This window comes from Ralstonia sp. UBA689 (assembly GCF_002298975.1).
GTDB lineage: Bacteria > Pseudomonadota > Gammaproteobacteria > Burkholderiales > Burkholderiaceae > Ralstonia.
Genome location: NZ_DBMV01000007.1, coordinates 32,182 through 50,691 on the forward strand (window position 1 = coordinate 32,182; position 18,510 = coordinate 50,691).

The window sequence follows — 18,510 nt, forward strand, 5'->3', positions numbered from 1 at the left end:
GATGTCGCTACACCCCAATGCCGCCGCGCCTGACCGCGCGGCGGTCGATGCCATCCATGCGGTGCTCGCTGGCCCTGCCGAGCGCGCCGCGCGCTGGCTGGCCGGTGCAGCGCAGCGGGGGCATGCTGATGCGCAGGCCATTTTCGGCCAATGGCTGCTCGACGGCCACGGCATCGAACGCAACCCGGCCGAAGCCCTGTTCTGGTTCAAGACCGCTGCGCTGTCGGGCCACGCCATGGCCGCCAACATGCTCGGCCGCTGTTACGAGCACGGCTGGGGCACGCCCGCGTGCGACAAAACGGCCACGCACTGGTACGCCCTCGCCGCCGACGCCGGCCTCGACTGGGGCCAATACAACTACGCCACCAGCCTGCAGCTTGGGCGCGGCGTGCCGAAGGACCGCGCGCAAGCCTTCGCGCTTTTCCAGGCCGCCGCCGCGCAAGGGCACGCCAAGTCGATCAACGTGGTGGGCGGCTTCTACGAAGACGGCTGGGAGGTCGAAGCGGACCTGGCGACGGCCCTGCGCTGCTATCTGCGCGCAGCCGAGGGCGGCGACTTCCGCGGCCGATTCAACGCCGCACGCCTGCTTGCACTTGCGGGGCGTTCCGACGAAGCCCGCACATGGATGCAGGCTGTACCGGGCGCCGCCACACCGGCTTTTGTCGCCCGCGCCCACGATTTTCTTGCCGGCCACCCCGACGCACGCCTGCGTGCCCTGGCCGGCGTGTTGCAAACGGAAACCCCATGCTGCTGAACATCCCCGCCGTCCTGACGAAGGCGCAGGTCGCGCAATGCCGCGCCATCATCGACGCCGCCGAGTGGGTCGACGGCAAAGTCACCGCCGGCGCGCAGTCCGGGCAGGTCAAGCACAACATGCAGTTGCCTGAGGACTCGTCCGCCGCACGCGAGGTCGGCACCTTCATTCAGGACGCGCTCTCCGCCAACACGCTGTTCTTCTCGGCCGCGCTGCCGCACAAGGTCTTCCCGCCGCTGTTCAACCGCTACGCGGGCGGCCAGACCTTCGGCAACCACGTCGACAACGCCATACGCCACCTGCGCGGCACCGATTTCCGCATTCGCAGCGATCTTTCCTGCACGCTGTTCCTGACCGAGCCGGAAGACTACGACGGCGGTGAACTCGTCATCGACGACACCTTCGGCGAGCACCGCGTCAAGCTTGTTGCCGGCGACATGGTGCTGTACCCGAGCAGCAGCCTGCATCGCGTCACGCCCGTCACGCGCGGCGCACGGGTGTGCTCGTTCTTCTGGCTGCAAAGCATGGTGCGCAGCGACGCACATCGCACGCTGCTGTTCCAGATGGATACGGAACTGCAGCGGCTGATGGGGCTGCTGGGGCAGGAAGACCCGTCGGTGATTGCGTTGACGGGGACGTATCACAACCTGTTGCGGGAGTGGGCGGAGGGGTGAGCCAATCGCTCACGCAAAGAACGCCCGCATCTCTGCGAGTAGCGCCTCCGGCGCCTCCTCCGGCACGTAGTGCCCGCACGGCACCGTGCCGCCGCTCACGTCATCGGCCACGGCCTGCCACAGCTCCAGCGGCTTGAAGCACCGCTGAATCACCCCATGCTCCCCCCACAGCACGCGCAGCGGCACGCTCACGCGCTTGCCGGCTGAGCGATCCGCGCGATCGTGTTCCAGGTCGATGGTGGCGGCGGCGCGGTAGTCCTCGCACATGGCGTGCACACAGGCGGGCTCGCGCATGGCGGCGGCGTAGGTGGCCATCGCCTCCGGCGCGAACGGGTCGAGCCCGGCGTGACGCAACCCTATCAGCTTGCCGATGTAGAAATCCGGCGTGGCGTTGATGAGCGTTTCTGGAAACGGCGACGGCTGGATCAGGAAGAACCAGTGCCAGTACGCCGAGGCAAAGGCCATATCGGTGTGCTCGTACATGGCCAGCGTGGGGGCGATGTCGAGCAGCATGGCGCGCTCCACGTGCGCGGGGTGATCGACGCACAGGCGGTGCGCGACGCGGGCGCCGCGATCGTGCGCACACAGCCGGAAGCGGCCGAAGCCCAGCGCGCGCATCACGTCCACCTGGTCCTGCGCCATGGTGCGCTTGCTGTATTCCGCGTGCCTGGCGCTACCGGGCGGCTTGGACGAGGCGCCATAGCCGCGCAGGTCCGTGGCGACGACGGTGTAGTCGCGCATCAGATCGCGCGCCACCTTGTGCCAGATCACGTGGCTTTGCGGATGCCCGTGCAGCAACAGCAGCGGCGGCCCGCTGCCGCCGATCACGCCAGCAATCTCCACGCCATTGACCACCTGGCGAAACGGGCGGAAGCCCGGAAACAGCGCCTGATCTGCGGCGGCGGTGGCGGCATCGATGGACAACGGGGCGGTCATGGCGGTCTCCTGTGCTTTGGCGCGCGTGTGATGCATCGCATGCTAGCGCAGAAGCTGGTACACAAAGTGTGGCGCCCGCTTCCTATACTCAATCGGCGCACCCCGCGCACATCAGCCAGGAGACGCCATGCCCGCCGCCAAGCATCTGCCGCCCGTGCTGCAACACCTGACGCTGCCGGTGATCGGATCGCCGATGTTCATCGTCAGCTATCCCGAACTGGTGCTGGCACAGTGCAAGGCCGGCATCGTCGGCGCGTTTCCTGCGCTCAACGCCCGCCCGGCCGAAGTGCTGGACGAGTGGCTCACGCGGATCAACGAAGACCTGGCCGCTCACCGCGCCGCGCATCCGCATGAGGTGGTGGGGCCGCTGGCGGTCAACCAGATCGTGCATCACTCCAACGCGCGGCTTGAGCAGGACGTGGCCACCTGCATCAAGCACAAGGTGCCCATCTTCATTACCTCGCTGCGCGCGCCGGTCAAGGAGATCCTGGATGCCGTACACAGCTACGGCGGCATCGTGCTGCACGATGTGATCAACCTGCGCCATGCCGAGAAGGCGTTGGAAGCCGGCGTCGACGGGCTGATTCTGGTGGCGGCGGGCGCGGGCGGCCATGCCGGCACGCTGTCGCCGTTTGCGCTGGTGGGCGAGGTGCGGCACATCTTCGACGGGCCGATCGCGTTGTCGGGCGCCATCGCCACGGGCGATGCCATCCTCGCCGCGCAGGCCATGGGGGCGGATCTGGCCTACATCGGCACGCGCTTCATCGCCAGCCAGGAGGCGCACGCGGCCGAGACTTACAAGCAGGCCATTCTGCGCGCGGCGGCATCCGACATCGTCTATACGAACCTCTTCACCGGCGTGCACGGCAACTACATCCGCGAGAGCATCGAGCTGGCCGGCCTGGACCCGAACGCCCTGCCCGAGGCAGACAAATCGAAGATGAACTTTGGCGACGGCAGCTCCCGTGGCAAGGCATGGAAAGACATCTGGGGCGCAGGCCAGGGCGTTGGCCAGATTGCCGACCTGCCGCCCGCCGGCGAGATCGTCGCGCGCCTGAAGGCCGAGTACGACGCCGCCAAATTGCGTCTCGCACTGCACCTGCGCCTGTAGCTTGAACAGCGCTTGCGCCCCCCACGGCACCTCGATTGACTTGCGCCGACGGCACTCCTACAGTCCAAAGATTCACGACGAAATGCGCGGCGCCATGGGATCGGCCCACGCGCAACCGTATGCGCAAGCATCCTTGGGGGGATGTTCGACAGGCGTCTCGTTTCCTGTTGCGCGCACCGACGACAAAGGAGAACACGATGACGCACTGCCCTGCGCCCGCGCGCCCGCTTACCAAGCTGGCTGCCGTGGCGCTGAGCGTGGCGGCCCTTACCCTGGCCGGCTGCTCCACCCAGAACCCCGAACCCACCGCCAGTACCGAATTGCGCCTGCCACAACCCGGCGAGGCGCAAGTCCGATCGGCCTATGTGTACGGGTTTCCGTTGATGATGACGGACGCCCTGTTGCAGACCACGTCCGCACTTGCGCCCACCGGCCGCTTCATGCACCAGCGCACGCTGGACGATGAAGCCCTGCCCACCGGCGTGCGCGCCCGCGTGGACATGCTTTCCAGCAGCGCCTTCATCGATTTGCGCAACGGGCCGGTCGTGTTGAGCCTGCCCGACGTCGGCCGCCGCCACATCTGGGTGGCCCTGCACGACGCGTGGACGGACGTGTTTGAATCGCTCGGCAACCGCACCACCGGCACACGCGCCGCCCACTACGCCATCACGCCGCCGGGCTGGGAAGGCACGCTGCCGGCAGGCGTCAAACAGATCGCCGCACCCACGAACCTGGTCTGGATCGTCGCCCGCACGCAGGTGGCCGGCCAGCGCGACATCGCCGCCGCACGCCGCGTGCAGGACCGCTATCGCATCACGCCGCTGGACGCCTTCGGCAAACCCGCCGCGCGCGAAACCGAGGCCGATACCAACAAACCGGACGATGTTGATGTCAGCCTGGATGCGGCACGACGCCGCGTGACCGCGCTCGACGCCAACGCCTACTTCACGCGCTTTGCCGCGCTGCTCAAGGACAACCCGCCGCACGCGGCCGACTCGACGATGGTGCAATCGCTGAGCAACCTGGGGCTGGTGCCGGGATCACCGTTCGACACCAACGCCGTGGACGCTGCCAGCCTGAAGGTGATGGACGCCGGCGTGGCCGCCGCACGCGACAGCCTGGACACGGCCGCCAAGCAGCCGCCGGTTACCCAGAACGGCTGGTTCATCCCGCGCATGATCGGCGCCTATGGGCTGGACTACGCACAGCGCGCCATCGTGGCGTGGTCTGGTGGTGGCACCGACGTGCCGCAGGACATGCTGATCGGCACCACCAGAGCTGACGCCAACGGCATGCCGCTGGATAGCGCGCACCGCTACGTGCTGCATTTCGACCGCGACCAGCTCCCGCCGGAGAACGCCGGCTGGGCGGTGGCCGCCGTGCAGCAACCGCGCCGCACCACCGAGCACCCCGGCCTGCGCAACGTGCTGAGCGAGGCAGACCGCCCGCGCCTGAACCGCGACGGCTCGCTCGACATCCTGATCCAGCGAGCGCAGCCCAAGGGCGAGCGCCGCAACTGGCTGCCGCCGCCTGTGGGCCCGTTCCTGCTGCGCCTGCAATTGACGTGGCCGAAAGAGGCAGCGCTCGACGCCACCTGGATACCGCCCGTCGTGCAGCGGCGGAACTAACCGCCGCGCTTTCGGAGCGATCACGCCTGCGTCACGCGCACCACCAGCTTGCCAAAGTTGCGCCCTTCGAGCAGGCCGATGAACGCGGCCGGGGCGTTCTCCAGCCCATCGATGCGGTCTTCGCGCAGCTTCACCTTACCGGCCGCCACCCACGCACGCATGTCGCGCTGGAAGGCGTCGTAGCGATCGGCATAGTGGTCGAGGATGATGAAACCTTGCATGCGGATGCGCTTCTGCAACACGGCGGCCGTCAGCTTGGGCAGGCGGTCCGGGCCGGTGACGGCCTCGTCGTTGTAGTGCGCGATGAAGCCACACACCGGCACGCGTGCGCCGATGTTCAGCAGCGGCAGCACCGCGTCGAACACCTCGCCGCCGACGTTCTCGAAATAGACGTCGATGCCGTCCGGGCAGGCCTCGGCCAGGCGCCTGGCGAGGTCGGGCTCGCGGCGGTCCAGGCACACGTCGAAGCCAAGTGTCTCGACGGCGTATCGGCACTTGTCTGCCCCACCCGCAATGCCAATCACGCGCGCACCCTTGAGCTTGGCGAGCTGCCCGACCACCGCGCCAACTGCGCCCGTAGCGGCAGCCACGACAACCGTCTCGCCAGCTTTAGGCTGGCCGATGTCCAGCAGCCCCACATATGCCGTGAACGCAGGCATGCCCAGCCCGCCCAACGCCAGTGAAGGTTCGGCCATGTCGCCCAGCGGCGTCAGTTCCTGGCCGGCGGCGACGGCGTAGTCCTGCCAGCCGCCGCCGCCGAGCACAAGATCGCCCTCATGAAACTGCGGATGCCGGGACGCCACCACCCGGCTGACCGTGCCGCCAACCATCGGCGCGCCCACCGCCACCGGCTGCGCATAGCCGGGCCCCACCTCGTCCATCAGGTTGCGCATGTACGGATCGAGCGACAGATACAGCGTGCGCAGCAGCACCTCGCCGTCCTGCGGTTGTGGCACGGCCGTCTCTTCAATGCGGAAGTTCTCGGGCGTTGGTGTGCCGCGCGGGCGGCTGGCGAGCACGATACGGCGGTTGACGGCTTCACGTTGCGACATGACGGGCTCCTGAATCGATTAATAGACCGATCGTCTAGAAAAAGGGACAAAAAAAATGCGCGAAGGGCAATTTAGCAGCAATCCCAGCAACGAGTCGGAGCAGCTGGAAAGCACTACCAATGGCAAGGGCAATGCGAGCGCCTCAAAATTCCAGTTTACCGGACGAATATTTCCACTAAACTGGACATCATGGACATCCACCAACGTATCGCCCAACGCCTGCGCGACTTGCGCGACGCCCAGGGCCTGTCGCTCGAAGCCCTGGCCGAACGCAGCCAGGTCAGCCGCTCGGCCATCTCCCTGATCGAACGCGGCCAGAGTAGCCCGACCGCCGCCGTGCTCGACCGGCTCAGCTCCGCGCTGGGCGTGACGCTCGCCTCGCTGTTCGAGGAGGGTTCCACGCCGGCCACCGAGCCGTCGCCCGTATCGCGCGCAGCGGAGCAACCCGAATGGACCGACCCCGCCTCGGGCTACGTGCGCCGCAACCTCTCGCCGGCCGCGCGCTCGCCGATCCAGCTTGTGGAAGTGCACTTCCCGCCCGGTGAACGCGTCGCTTACGACACCGGCGCGCGCGACGCCGAGATCCACCAGCAGGTGTGGGTGATCGAGGGAACGATGGAAATGACCGTGGGCGACGCGCACTGGCGCCTGAACGCGGGCGATTGCCTGACCATGCGGCTGGACCGCCCGATCGCGTATCACAACCCGACGCGACGGCCGGCGCGCTATCTCGTTGCGCTAACGACCGTGCAGCCCGGCCATTGGAGACCGTGATGACCGACACCCTCACCGTGCGGCGCGTGGGCGCCAATGAAGCGTGCGCCTGCATCGATGCGCTGGCGGACGTGCTGATCGACTGCGTGGAAGGCGGCGCCTCGGTCAGCTTCATGTGGCCGCTGTCGCACGACAAGGCGCGGGCGTTCTGGCGTGATGTGGTCGAAGGCCTGGCGCACGGCGAGCGCGCGCTGCTGATTGCGGAAGACGAACGTGGCGCCGTCCTCGGCACCGTGCAATTGATCCTGGCGCAACCCGAAAACCAGCCCCACCGCGCCGATGTCGCCAAGATGCTCGTGCACCGCCGCGCGCGCAGGCAAGGCGTGGCGCAGCGGTTGATGGTGGCGATAGACGAAGTCGCGCGTGCCGAGGGCAAAACGGTGCTGGTGCTCGACACCGTCACCGGCGGCGATGCCGAGCGGCTGTACGCGCGCGCCGGCTGGCAGCGCGTGGGCTCGGTGCCCAACTACGCGCTGATGCCCGACGGCGCGTTCTGCGGGACGACGTTCTACTGCAAACAGTTGGGCGCCGCAGATTAAATCGTCAGCGTGCCGCGACCGATCTCGATCACGCGGCCACCGACGTGGATGGTGCCGTCGGCATCCACACGCAGTGTCAGGTGGCAGGGCCGCCCCACCGCCGCGCCCTGCTCGATGCGGTAGCTTGCTGGCAAGGCATGGCCCGTCGCACGCAACCAGCCGCCCAGGTTGGCACATGCCGAACCGGTGCCCGGGTCTTCCCACAGGCCCGTGCCGTATTCGAAGAAGAAGCGCGAGACCACCGGATCGTTGCTGCCGGGCGCGGGCATGGTGAACACGTAGGCGTTGCGCCCATCGTTGCGGCTGCGCGGCCACGCATCGAAGGCTGACGGGTCGGGCCGGGCGCGCTCCACATCGGCGCGCGTCTTGACCGGCACCAGCAGTTGCTCGATGCCGGCATCCACCCACATCGGTGCGCCCGCCAGCGCATCGGCGTCCAGCCCCAGCATGCCGGCAATGGCCGGATCCACCTCGCGCGTGCTCAGTGCGCCCGAGCGCGGCGGCACCAGAGACCACCCCTCGTCCTGCGCCGTCAACGAGACGATGCCCGACTGGCAGCGCAGCGTCAGCGCGTTGCCCGGACCGTACAGTTCGCGCACCACCTGCGCGGTCCCCAGCGACGGGTGGCCGGCAAACGGCATCTCATAGTCGGGCGTGAAGATGCGGAAACGCGCCGTAGCGCCATCCGTGTCGTCAGGGAAGATGAAGGTGATCTCGGACAGGTTGAACTGGCGTCCGATGGCCTGCATGGTGGCGTCGTCCAGGCCGCGTCCGTCTTCGAAGACGGCGAGCTGGTTGCCGCCAAAGGTGGATTCGGCAAAGACGTTGAGCAGGCGGAAGGCGTAGCGCGACATGGCTGGGTCCGGTGTGTGAGAAAGAAAAAAAGCGGTGTGGCGATGCGTCATCATCAACGCACCGCCACACCGCCTCCATGCACACTTGCGGACACTTCGCGCGAAACCCGCCTGACAGTTGAAGGACAGCGCGAATGCCGGGTCGTTGGCGGCTTACTTCCGATAGTCGTACACGCCGCGACCGGTCTTGCGGCCCAGGTAGCCGGCGGCCACCATCTCGCGCATCAGCATGGCTGGGCGGTACTTCGGGTCGGCAAACTCGGTGTACAGCACTTCCATCACGGCCAGCATGGTGTCCAGGCCAATCATGTCGGCCAGCGCCAGCGGCCCGATCGGGTGGTTGCAGCCGAGCTTCATACCTTCGTCGATCTCCTCCGGCGACGCCAGGCCCTCGCCCAGCACGCAGAACGCCTCGTTGATCATCGGGCACAGGATGCGGTTAACCACAAAGCCTGGGCTGTTCTTGACCGTGATCGGCGTCTTGCCGAGTTGCTTGGCCAGCGCCTCGACGGCGGCGTGCGCGGCGTCGCTCGTCTGCAGGCCACGGATGATCTCCACCAGCGCCATCATCGGCACCGGGTTGAAGAAGTGCATGCCGATAAAGCGGCTGGCGTCTTGCAGCACGGCGGCCAGCTTGGTGATCGAGATCGACGAGGTGTTGGACGCGACGATGGCATGCGGCGCAGCCACGGCTTCGAGCTGCTTGAGGATCTTGATCTTCAGTTCGAGGTTTTCGGTGGCGGCCTCGATGACGAGGTCGGCGCGCTTGAGGTCGTCGTACGACGTCGAGCCCTGGATGCGCGCGAGCGCGGCGGCCTTGTCAGCTTCGGTCAGCTTGTCTTTCTTGATGAGGCGATCCAGGCTGCCAGCCACGGTGGCGATGCCCTTCTGCACGGCGGCATCGCTGATGTCCACCATCACCACGTCCAGCCCAACCACGGCGCATGCCTGAGCAATGCCGTTACCCATTGTTCCGGCACCGACGATGCCGACCGTTTGAATTGCCATGAAAAATGCTCCTCGCTTGGTATTGGAATGAAACAAAGTGCAGAGCATAAACGACCGGGCGACACGCGGAAAAGCCCCGCCGACGGCAACATCACATTCGGCCGGATGACCGTATGGTGGGCAGCGTCGCGCCCCTTTCTTTCACCCGCGCCGGGACACTGCGTAGGGGCCCCCTACATATTGCGCCGATACTGCCCCCCCACCTCAAACAGCGCATGCGTGATCTGCCCCAGCGAGCAAACCCGCACCGCCTCCATCAACACCGCAAACACATTCTGATCATCGATCACGGCGCGCTGCAGGCGCTGCAACATGGCCGGCGCGCGATCAGCATGACGCGAGTGAAACTCCTGCAGCCGCTTGAGCTGGCTCTGCTTCTCTTCCTCGCTGGAGCGCGCCAGTTCGATATGTGCGGGCACCGCGCCTTCCACTTCCGGGTTGCGGAACGTATTCACGCCGACAATGGGCAGCGAGCCATCGTGCTTGCGCTGCTCATACAGCATCGACTCCTCCTGAATCTTGCCGCGCTGGTAGCCGGTTTCCATGGCACCCAGCACACCACCGCGCTCGGCAATGCGCTCGAACTCCTGCAGCACCGCTTCTTCCACGAGGTCCGTCAGTTCATCGATGACGAAACTGCCCTGGTTCGGGTTCTCGCACTTGGCCAAGCCCCATTCGCGGTTGATGATGAGCTGGATGGCCAGCGCACGCCGCACGGACTCGGTCGTGGGCGTGGTGATGGCCTCGTCGTAGGCATTCGTGTGCAGGCTGTTGCAGTTGTCGTAGATGGCGATCAGCGCCTGCAGCGTCGTGCGGATGTCGTTGAAGGCAATCTCCTGCGCGTGCAAGGATCGGCCCGACGTTTGCACGTGGTACTTCAGCTTCTGGCTGCGCTCATTCGCGCCGTACTTGTCACGCAGGGTCACCGCCCAGATGCGGCGCGCAACACGGCCCAGCACGCTGTATTCCGGGTCCATGCCGTTGGAGAAGAAGAACGACAGGTTGGGCGCGAAGTCGTCAATGTGCATGCCGCGCGCAAGGTACGCCTCCACGTACGTAAAGCCGTTGGCCAGCGTGAAGGCAAGCTGCGAGATCGGGTTCGCCCCGGCCTCGGCGATGTGATAACCCGAGATCGACACCGAATAGAAATTGCGCACCTGGTGGTGCACGAAATACTCCTGGATGTCGCCCATCACCTTGAGCGAGAACTCTGTCGAGAAAATGCAGGTGTTCTGCCCCTGGTCTTCCTTGAGGATGTCGGCCTGCACCGTGCCGCGCACGTTCTGCAGCACCCACGCGCGGATCTTCGCCTCTTCGCCCTCAGTCGGCTCGCGATGGTTGTCGGCACGGAACTTGGCGAGGTTCCGGTCGATGGCGGTGTTCATGAACATCGCCAGGATCGTCGGCGCGGGGCCGTTGATGGTCATGGAGACGGACGTGTTCGGGCTGGTCAGATCAAAGCCGTCGTACAGCACCTCCATGTCGTCCAGCGTGGCGATCGACACGCCGGAGTTGCCGACCTTGCCGTAGATGTCCGGGCGCACGGCTGGGTCTTCGCCATACAGCGTGACGGAGTCGAAGGCGGTGGAGAGGCGCTTGGCGTCCATACCCTCGCTGACGAGCTTGAAGCGACGGTTGGTGCGGAAGGCATCGCCCTCGCCGGCAAACATGCGGGTCGGGTCTTCGTTCTCGCGCTTGAAGGCGAACACGCCGGCGGTGTAGGGAAATGAGCCCGGCACGTTCTCGCGCATCAGCCAGCGAAGAACCTCTCCGTCGTCTTCATATGGCGGCAACACAACCTTGCGGATAGTGGTGCCGGAGAGCGTGGTGTGCGTGAGTGCGGTGCGGATTTCCTTGTCGCGGATCTTCACGACGTATTCGTCGCCGGAATACGCGCGGCGCAGATCAGGCCACATGGCGAGCAGCTTGCGCTCGGTGGCGCCGAGTTGTTCGTCGCGCTCGGCGGCCAGCTTGTCGAGCGCGGACAGCGTGTGCACGGTCGAGCCGGCCGCCTCTAGCATGCGGCGGCTGGCCTGCAGTTGCTGGCGCTCGCGAGCGAGGCGGCTTTGTGCCTCGACGCGTCCGTGGTAGCCGCGCACGGTGCCGGCCACTTCGGCCAGATAGCGCGCGCGCGCGGGCGGCACGATGGCGTCATGGCTGGTCGAGCAGTGGCCGGCTGGGCGCGGCAAGATGCGATCACCCATTGCCATGCCGCGCTCGGCAAGACGATCGGCCAGCGCGTGGTACAGCGCCGTTACGCCGTCGTCGTTGAAGTGCGAAGCCTGCGTGCCGAACACCGGCATGTCTTCGGGGCGGGCATGCCACTGCTCGCGGTTGCGTTGCACCTGCTTGGCGACATCGCGCCACGCGTCCTGCGCGCCCTTGCGGTCGAACTTGTTGATCGCCACCAGATCGGCAAAGTCGAGCATGTCGATCTTCTCCAACTGGCTGGCGGCGCCAAACTCAGGCGTCATCACATACATCGACAGATCGACATGCGGCACGATGGCCGCATCGCCCTGGCCGATGCCGGAGGTCTCGACGATGATGAGATCGAAGCCCGCCGCCCGGCACGCGGCAATCGCATCCGGCAACGCGTCGGAAATCTCACTGCTGGCCTCGCGCGTGGCGAGCGAGCGCACAAAGATGTTCGGATGGTTGATCGCGTTCATGCGGATGCGGTCGCCCAATAACGCGCCGCCCGACTTGCGCCGCGACGGATCAATCGAGATGACGGCGATGCGCAGCGCGTCTTGCTGGTCGAGCCGGAAGCGGCGGATCAACTCGTCGGTCAGCGATGACTTGCCAGCGCCGCCGGTGCCCGTGATGCCGAGCACCGGCGTCGGCGCGGCCATCGCAGCCGCGTGCACGGCCTGGCGCAATGCCGGATCGACGCGGCCCGACTCCAGTGCGGTAATCAGTTGCGCCAGGGCGCGGCGATCGCCGCTGACGACGGGCTCCAGCGTGGTCGGCGCATAGGCGGCAAGGTCGATATCGCAGCGCCGCACCATGTCGGCAATCATGCCGGCCAGGCCCATGCGCTGACCGTCTTCGGGGCTGTAGATGCGCGCCACGCCATAGTCCTGCAACTCGCGGATCTCCGCCGGCACGATCACCCCTCCGCCGCCGCCGAACACCTGGATCTGCTCGCCGCCACGCGTGCGCAGCGCGTCGATCATGTACTTGAAGTATTCGACGTGGCCGCCCTGGTAGCTGGACACCGCAATGCCCTGCACGTCTTCCTGCAGCGCGGCGTTGACCACCTCGTCCACCGAGCGGTTGTGCCCGAGGTGGATCACCTCGCAACCCATCGACTGCAGGATGCGCCGCATGATGTTGATCGACGCGTCATGCCCGTCGAACAGCGAGGCCGCTGTCACGAAACGCACCTTGTTGCGTATCGGTGCGGGCTCACTGGCGGGCGTGGGGTCGGCCGCGCGGGCAGCGGAAAGATCGGTCATGTCTCCACCTTCGATAAGTGGGCGCCGGCGTTGGACGTGTTGTGCGCCGCACAAGGCGCGGCGTGCCGGTCGGGGGGTCGAAGAGACAGTATTTTCGGGGTTGACGTAAACGTCAACTCGTCGCGCCTTTTGTCTTGCTCGCTTTGCGCAAACCCGCATGCCACCGCGCCTGCTCGGTGCAAGCCCCGTCTTGCGCACAATCAATACAAATCGGTACATTCGGGCTTTGGCCGGCAACGGGTTCGGCCACAGGGGGACATGTCAATGCCAAGCCGCGCAACGATGCGCTGGTGTCTGACCGCCATGCTGGCGTGGTCCGGCCACGCTGTGGCGTGGGACTACACGCCCGGCGCCATCCCCGGGCTGGTCAGCGTGCTTGGTTTCCTGACGGTGCAGAGCCAGGCGCTGGACCGTGCCATCCAGCGGTTTCCGGGCCAGCGCGAAGAGCTGATCCGCGCCCGCAACCAGTTCGACAACGCTTTTCCGCAGGCCCTGGCCCGCACGCGCCGCCTGATCGCGGGGATTCCGCTGGCCGATGACGAGCGCCAACTGCTGATCGAGCGTGTGCTGGACGTCCACCAACCCAGCGTTGCGGTTGCCACGCAAACCGAGCAGACGGCCCACGCCCTGGCCGAGCGCGTAACAGCGCGCGCGCAGGGCAGCCAGGACCGCCCAACGCTGCAGACGCTGTTGGCGGTGGTCTACGACGACCGCCCGGCCGACGAACTGGCCGGCCGCTTCACCCAGGGCGTCACGTTGTCTGACTGGCCGAACGCACGCGGCGCGAACCTGATGCTGCACCTGCCATTCTCGTGGGAGCGCGTGCCGCCTGCCGCGCCGCGCAAGCCTGACCCGGGGCGCGTGGCGATCGGCGCTTGGGCCAACCAGGGCGGCGCCGGCCTGTCACGCATCGAGCTGATCGTACGCCCCACGGAAGGCGAGCCGGAGACCGTGCCCGATACCCGCGAACCCCGCTGGATGCGTGATGCCGTGCGGCAGGCAGTGGCCTTGCCGTGCCGGCTGATCAGTTGGGGGACGCAGTCGTTCGGCGGCCGGCCCGGTATCTGGGCCACTTACATTGGCGAATCGCCTGGCCCGCACGTACCGCGCGCGGCCGGCAACACGCTGGTCGGCCGCGTGTTCATCGTGCCGACCGACGGCGCGCTGGTCATGCTGCACATGCAATCGCCCGCCGCCTCGCCGGAGGGGGCCAGCGCAGTCCGCCTGCGCTACGAAGCACTGTGGAACGCGGTGGCCGCCTCGTTCGCTGTGTCGGCCCCCAAGCCGTAGACAGGCAACGCACCACATCGGCGCATATCCATCGCTAGACGCACCAAATCAAGGCAATCACGCACCGGATTCGAGCCAACCCCACAACCGGGTTCGACAAAGATGTCGCGCGCACGGCCATGGTGCGCCACGTCACGCTTTTGCACACCGTTGGAACGCATTTTGCATCTGTCGATGCCTTTTGCGTCATCTGAGGGCGTTCTGGAGACTGCATTGCACCCGAATGGCGCTGATTCCAAACCCGCTCGACAACCACAATGAACACCATCAAAACCGGGGGCGATGCGCTCTTTATCCTGCTGGGCGCAATCATGGTGCTTGCCATGCATGCCGGCTTCGCGTTCCTTGAGCTCGGCACCGTCCGCAAGAAGAATCAGGTCAATGCGCTGGTCAAGATCCTGGTCGACTTTGCCGTGTCGACCATTGCCTATTTCTTCATCGGCTATTCGGTGGCCTATGGCATCAACTTCCTCTCTGGTGCCGACGTGCTCGCGCAGCAGAACGGCTACGAGCTGGTGAAGTTCTTCTTCCTGCTGACCTTTGCGGCGGCCATCCCGGCCATCATCTCGGGTGGCATTGCCGAGCGCTCGCGCTTCGAGCCGCAACTGGCGGCGACCTTCGTGCTGGTGGGCTTCGTCTACCCGTTCTTCGAGGGCATTGCCTGGAACGAGCGCTTCGGCATCCAGCACTGGCTGCAGGCCGTGACGGGCGCGGAGTTCCACGACTTTGCGGGCTCGGTGGTGGTGCACGCGGTGGGCGGCTGGATCGCGCTGCCGGCGGTACTGCTGCTGGGCGCGCGCCACGGCCGCTACAAGGACGACGGCCGCATCGCCGCGCATCCGCCGTCGAACATCCCGTTCCTGGCGGCCGGTGCGTGGGTGCTGGCGGTGGGCTGGTTCGGCTTTAACGTGATGAGCGCACAGACGCTGGACAAGATGAGCGGCCTGGTCGCCATTAACTCGCTGATGGCCATGGTGGGCGGCACGCTCACCGCGTGGTGGATGGGCAAGAACGATCCGGGCTTCTCGTACAACGGGCCGCTCGCCGGCCTGGTGGCCGTGTGCGCCGGCTCCGACGTGATGCACCCGCTGGGCGCGCTGGCCGTCGGCGGCATTGCGGGCATCCTGTTTGTCTGGATGTTCACGCGCGTGCAGAACGTCTGGCGCATCGACGACGTGCTGGGCGTGTGGCCCCTGCATGGGCTGTGCGGCGCGTGGGGCGGCATTGCGGCCGGCATCTTCGGCCTAAAGGCACTCGGCGGCCTGGGCGGCGTGTCGTTCTGGGCGCAGTTGGCGGGCACGGCAGGCGGTATTGTCATCGCGCTGATCGGCGGCACGGTGGTGTACGGCACGCTGCGCAAGTTCGTGGGGCTGCGGTTGGATCGTGAGGCCGAATTCATGGGTGCGGACCTGGCGATCCACCGCGTGTCGTCCACGCCGGAGAGCGAAACGCACTGGTAGTGCATGGGGCACACGGCAAGTGGCGTGCCGGTGGCGTCCGGCGCGGCGTGCGGCTATCCGCTAGAGTAAAAGGGCGCCCCGCATGTGCGGGGCCGTGTCATTCGATGCAGGAGCACCGCATGCCCGATCTCGAACTGAACGCCCCCATCGTTGTTGAAGCCCACCCGCGTCGCGTAACGGTCACCTTCAACGGCCACACCATCGCCGACACACGGGCCGCGCGCACGCTGCGTGAGCGCTCGCTCCCGCCGGTGCTGTACATCCCGCGCGACGATGTACGGATGAACCTGCTGGAGCGTACCCAGCATCACACTCAATGCCCTTACAAGGGGCAGGCGTCTTACTACACCATCGTGGCCGGAGACGAACGCGCCACAAACGCGGTATGGACGTATGAGCACCCCATCCCCTTGGCCGAAGAGGTGGCCGGCATGCTCGCGTTCTATCCGAACGTCGTGACGATCACGGAGGAATGAACTGACACGCGGCTGTCACGCACACGGCGCACGATACGCTCGTTCCTCTTCTCACGGATCCTCGTCCGTGAAAGTTCAGCACCCGGCGCGGGAGTCATCTGTGGCCGGGTATTTTTTTGCCTGATCGCCGGTGCTATCCTCGGCCGATCATGCTGGACTTCCGCACCTACGGCCTCGCCGCTCCGCCCCACGCCCACGACTTTGTGCAAGTCGTGATGCCCGCTCGCGGCGTGCTGGAGATGGACGTGGACGGCCGCGCCGGCTGCGTTGACACCCATCATGCCGCGCTCATTCCCGCCGGGGCCACGCACGCCTTCGAGGCGGCCGGCACCAACAGTTTCATTGTGCTGGACATTGCCGCGCAGGCCATCGATGCGCCCGACCTGGGCGGATTGGCCAACCGCGTGTTCTTTCCGCTCACCCCCGGGCTGCGCGCGCTGACGGCCTGGCTGCAGAGCGCCCACGCGCCGCATGCGGGCCCTGTCCTTGATGCCACGCTGGCCAACGCGTGGTCGTCGCTTGCGCTGGCAACACTGGCCGCGCATCCGGCCAACCAGTCGACGCAGATACACGCTCGCCCCGACGCACGGGCGGAACGCGCGTGGCACGCCATCGAGCAGCGCTATGCCGAGCCGCTCACCGCCGATGCGCTCGCCGCCGAGGTTGGCCTGAGCGCACGGCGCCTGGCCACGCTGTTTCGCGCGGAGTACGGCACCACGCTGCATGCGCGCCTGGCCGAGGTGCGGTTGCGGCATGCGCTGTCGCTGCTGGAAGCCACCGCGCTGCCGATCGCAGAGATTGCCGCGCGCACCGGCTACTACGACCAGAGCGCCCTCACGCGCCATCTCAAGGCCGCGCACGGCGTCACGCCCGCAGCCGTGCGGCGCGGCTAAGCGTCGCTAACAAAGCCCTCCTGGCGTCGTTGTGCCTCCTGGCCGTACTCAAGTACTGTCTGCGTCGGCACGCCTAGCCAGGACCGCTGCGCTGGGTTGTGTTAGCGACGCCAAGTCTCGCCCGCCCTCCCGTTTCCGTCTTTGCCAAAGCGCATCCGCCCTCGCCAAGACGGCTGAGCACGCACACGCGCAGAGTGCCGGTTCGATTGATCTTCAGGACCGAACTGTTCATGGCTGTCGGCGACACCTCCACCGCAACGCACCTGGCCCGGGCACAACACGGCGCGCGGCGCGATCACCTCATGGGCCTCTCGTGCGGCGTGGCGGCCGGCGCGCTGTGGGGAATCATCTTCGTCGCGCCGAAGATGCTCCCCGCGTTCTCACCGCTGGCGCTGTCGGCGGCGCGGTACGTGCTGTACGGCGTGCTCTCACTCGCGCTGGCCTTGCCCGTGTGGCGCGCGCTGTGGCACAAGACCACGCGGCGCGACTGGGTGGTGCTGCTGTTGCTGTCGCTGCCGGGCAACCTGCTGTATTACCTGTGCGTGGCCGGCGGCGTGCAGCGTGCGGGCGTCGCGCCGGTGTCGTTGATCGTCGGGCTGCTGCCGGTGACGGTCACGCTGGCTGGCGCGGCCGAACGGGGCAGCCTGCCCCTGCGGCGGTTGGCGCTCCCACTTGCCATGGCTATTGCGGGCGTCGCGTGCATCTACCTGGATGCCCCCGCCGCGAACGCGGGCGGACATGGCAGCACCTACGCCATCGGCCTGTTGATGGCCGCCGGTGCGCTGGCATGCTGGACGGTGTATGCGGTGTGCAATGCGCGGTATTTGCGCGAACGTCCGCAGTTCACCAGCCGGGAGTGGTCGCTCTTGACCGGCATTGCAACGGGAGCGCTGTCGTTGGTGCTGGCGGTGCCGGCGTTTCTCGTGCCTGGCATGGCGACAGGCGCTGCGCAGCCTGCATCGGCTTGGGCGATGTTCTGGCTGGTCAATGCCGGCGTGGCGCTGGGGGCCTCCGTGCTTGGCAACAGCCTCTGGAATGCGGCCAGCCGCAAGCTGCCGTTGACGCTCTCGGGGCAGTTGATTGTGTTTGAGACGGTGTTTGCGCTGCTGTATGGATTTGTTTATGCGGGGCGGTGGCCGCATGGGCTTGAGGTGGTGGCTGCGCTGTTGCTGATGGGTGGGGTGGCGTTGGCTGCGCGGCGGCATGGTTAGGCTTTTTTTGTTTTTTTACCTTGGTGGTCCATCCCTTGTTTCATCCCCTGCCGGGGCTGACTCACTTTTCTTTGTCTTGCCAAAGAAAAGTAAGCAAAAGAAAGGCGCGCCCAAGATGGCGACCCATTCCTTGAATTTCTGTCGCAGGGAGGGAGACGGGGCAAACTCGGCCCTAAAGGGCCTCAGACAAGCCCCATCTCTTTTTCCTCCCTGCAACAAAAATTCAAGGCGCCATCTAGGGCAGGGGTAAAGGAAACAATCTTTTGCCAGCGCGCCTCTTCGTCTTGTCCCTCGTGCGCCGCGCCACATTCGATCTACGCGTTCGGTTGCGTGCCCCGTCGGTTTGGCCGTTCCTGCTCTTGATGGTGCCTTGAATTTTTGTAAGCGGG

At 66.4% G+C, this 18,510-nt stretch carries 16 protein-coding genes; 11 read left to right on the top strand and 5 right to left on the bottom strand.

What is annotated here, in order from left to right:
- Position 1: 1 nt before the first annotated feature.
- Complete coding sequence (locus tag B4F51_RS03390; RefSeq protein WP_296223681.1) at positions 2–754, top strand: tetratricopeptide repeat protein; 753 nt, start codon at positions 2–4, stop codon at positions 752–754.
- Positions 745–1,428, top strand: a complete 684-nt coding sequence (locus tag B4F51_RS03395; protein WP_296223682.1) for a Fe2+-dependent dioxygenase — start codon at positions 745–747, stop codon at positions 1,426–1,428. Before B4F51_RS03390 ends, B4F51_RS03395 begins: the two co-directional genes overlap by 10 nt.
- Positions 1,429–1,437: 9 nt before the next feature.
- Here the strand turns inward: B4F51_RS03395 and B4F51_RS03400 are convergent, their stop codons facing one another.
- A complete protein-coding gene (locus B4F51_RS03400) occupies positions 1,438–2,364 on the bottom strand; it encodes an alpha/beta fold hydrolase (RefSeq protein WP_296223683.1) in 927 nt (308 codons plus the stop codon).
- Positions 2,365–2,491: 127 nt separating this feature from the next.
- Between B4F51_RS03400 and B4F51_RS03405 the strand changes: the two genes are divergently transcribed.
- Positions 2,492–3,475 (top strand): NAD(P)H-dependent flavin oxidoreductase, encoded by a 984-nt coding sequence (locus B4F51_RS03405; protein WP_296223684.1) that lies wholly within the window; start codon positions 2,492–2,494, stop codon positions 3,473–3,475.
- A 197-nt stretch (positions 3,476–3,672) separates the two neighbouring features.
- The gene (locus B4F51_RS03410) at positions 3,673–5,103 is read left to right on the top strand and encodes a DUF1254 domain-containing protein (protein WP_296223685.1); all 1,431 of its coding nucleotides are present in this window, start codon (positions 3,673–3,675) and stop codon (positions 5,101–5,103) included.
- A gap of 20 nt (positions 5,104–5,123) precedes the next feature.
- On the opposite strand, the gene B4F51_RS03415 is transcribed toward B4F51_RS03410, so the two are convergent.
- Positions 5,124–6,155: an NADP-dependent oxidoreductase gene (locus B4F51_RS03415; RefSeq protein ID WP_296223686.1), complete on the bottom strand. Its 1,032-nt coding sequence runs from the start codon at positions 6,153–6,155 to the stop codon at positions 5,124–5,126.
- Positions 6,156–6,344: 189 nt separating this feature from the next.
- Between B4F51_RS03415 and B4F51_RS03420 the strand changes: the two genes are divergently transcribed.
- Positions 6,345–6,929, top strand: coding sequence for a helix-turn-helix domain-containing protein (locus B4F51_RS03420; RefSeq protein WP_296223687.1), 585 nt, complete (start codon positions 6,345–6,347; stop codon positions 6,927–6,929).
- The gene (locus B4F51_RS03425) at positions 6,929–7,468 is read left to right on the top strand and encodes a GNAT family N-acetyltransferase (RefSeq protein ID WP_296223688.1); all 540 of its coding nucleotides are present in this window, start codon (positions 6,929–6,931) and stop codon (positions 7,466–7,468) included. The genes B4F51_RS03420 and B4F51_RS03425 overlap by 1 nt, the downstream gene beginning before the upstream one ends.
- On the opposite strand, the gene B4F51_RS03430 is transcribed toward B4F51_RS03425, so the two are convergent.
- The 3 genes from B4F51_RS03430 to icmF all read right to left on the bottom strand — a co-directional run bounded on the left by B4F51_RS03430 (position 7,465) and on the right by icmF (position 12,791).
- A complete protein-coding gene (locus B4F51_RS03430) occupies positions 7,465–8,322 on the bottom strand; it encodes a PhzF family phenazine biosynthesis protein (RefSeq protein ID WP_296223689.1) in 858 nt (285 codons plus the stop codon). The genes B4F51_RS03425 and B4F51_RS03430 overlap by 4 nt on opposite strands.
- Positions 8,323–8,475: 153 nt before the next feature.
- Positions 8,476–9,330: a 3-hydroxybutyryl-CoA dehydrogenase gene (locus B4F51_RS03435; RefSeq protein WP_296223690.1), complete on the bottom strand. Its 855-nt coding sequence runs from the start codon at positions 9,328–9,330 to the stop codon at positions 8,476–8,478.
- Positions 9,331–9,503: 173 nt separating this feature from the next.
- Entirely contained in the window at positions 9,504–12,791 is a 3,288-nt protein-coding gene (icmF, locus tag B4F51_RS03440) for a fused isobutyryl-CoA mutase/GTPase IcmF (protein ID WP_296223691.1), read from the bottom strand.
- Between the two features lie 264 nt (positions 12,792–13,055).
- Between icmF and B4F51_RS03445 the strand changes: the two genes are divergently transcribed.
- From B4F51_RS03445 to B4F51_RS03465, 5 genes are all read left to right on the top strand, one after another.
- The gene (locus B4F51_RS03445; protein ID WP_296223692.1) at positions 13,056–14,081 is read left to right on the top strand and encodes a hypothetical protein; all 1,026 of its coding nucleotides are present in this window, start codon (positions 13,056–13,058) and stop codon (positions 14,079–14,081) included.
- 257 nt (positions 14,082–14,338) lie between these two features.
- A complete protein-coding gene (locus B4F51_RS03450; RefSeq protein ID WP_296223693.1) occupies positions 14,339–15,541 on the top strand; it encodes an ammonium transporter in 1,203 nt (400 codons plus the stop codon).
- Between the two features lie 119 nt (positions 15,542–15,660).
- Positions 15,661–16,017, top strand: coding sequence for a DUF427 domain-containing protein (locus tag B4F51_RS03455; protein WP_296223694.1), 357 nt, complete (start codon positions 15,661–15,663; stop codon positions 16,015–16,017).
- 149 nt (positions 16,018–16,166) lie between these two features.
- The gene (locus B4F51_RS03460) at positions 16,167–16,910 is read left to right on the top strand and encodes an AraC family transcriptional regulator (RefSeq protein ID WP_296223695.1); all 744 of its coding nucleotides are present in this window, start codon (positions 16,167–16,169) and stop codon (positions 16,908–16,910) included.
- 230 nt (positions 16,911–17,140) lie between these two features.
- Positions 17,141–18,121, top strand: coding sequence for a DMT family transporter (locus tag B4F51_RS03465; RefSeq protein ID WP_296223696.1), 981 nt, complete (start codon positions 17,141–17,143; stop codon positions 18,119–18,121).
- The last annotated feature ends 389 nt before the right edge of the window (positions 18,122–18,510 follow it).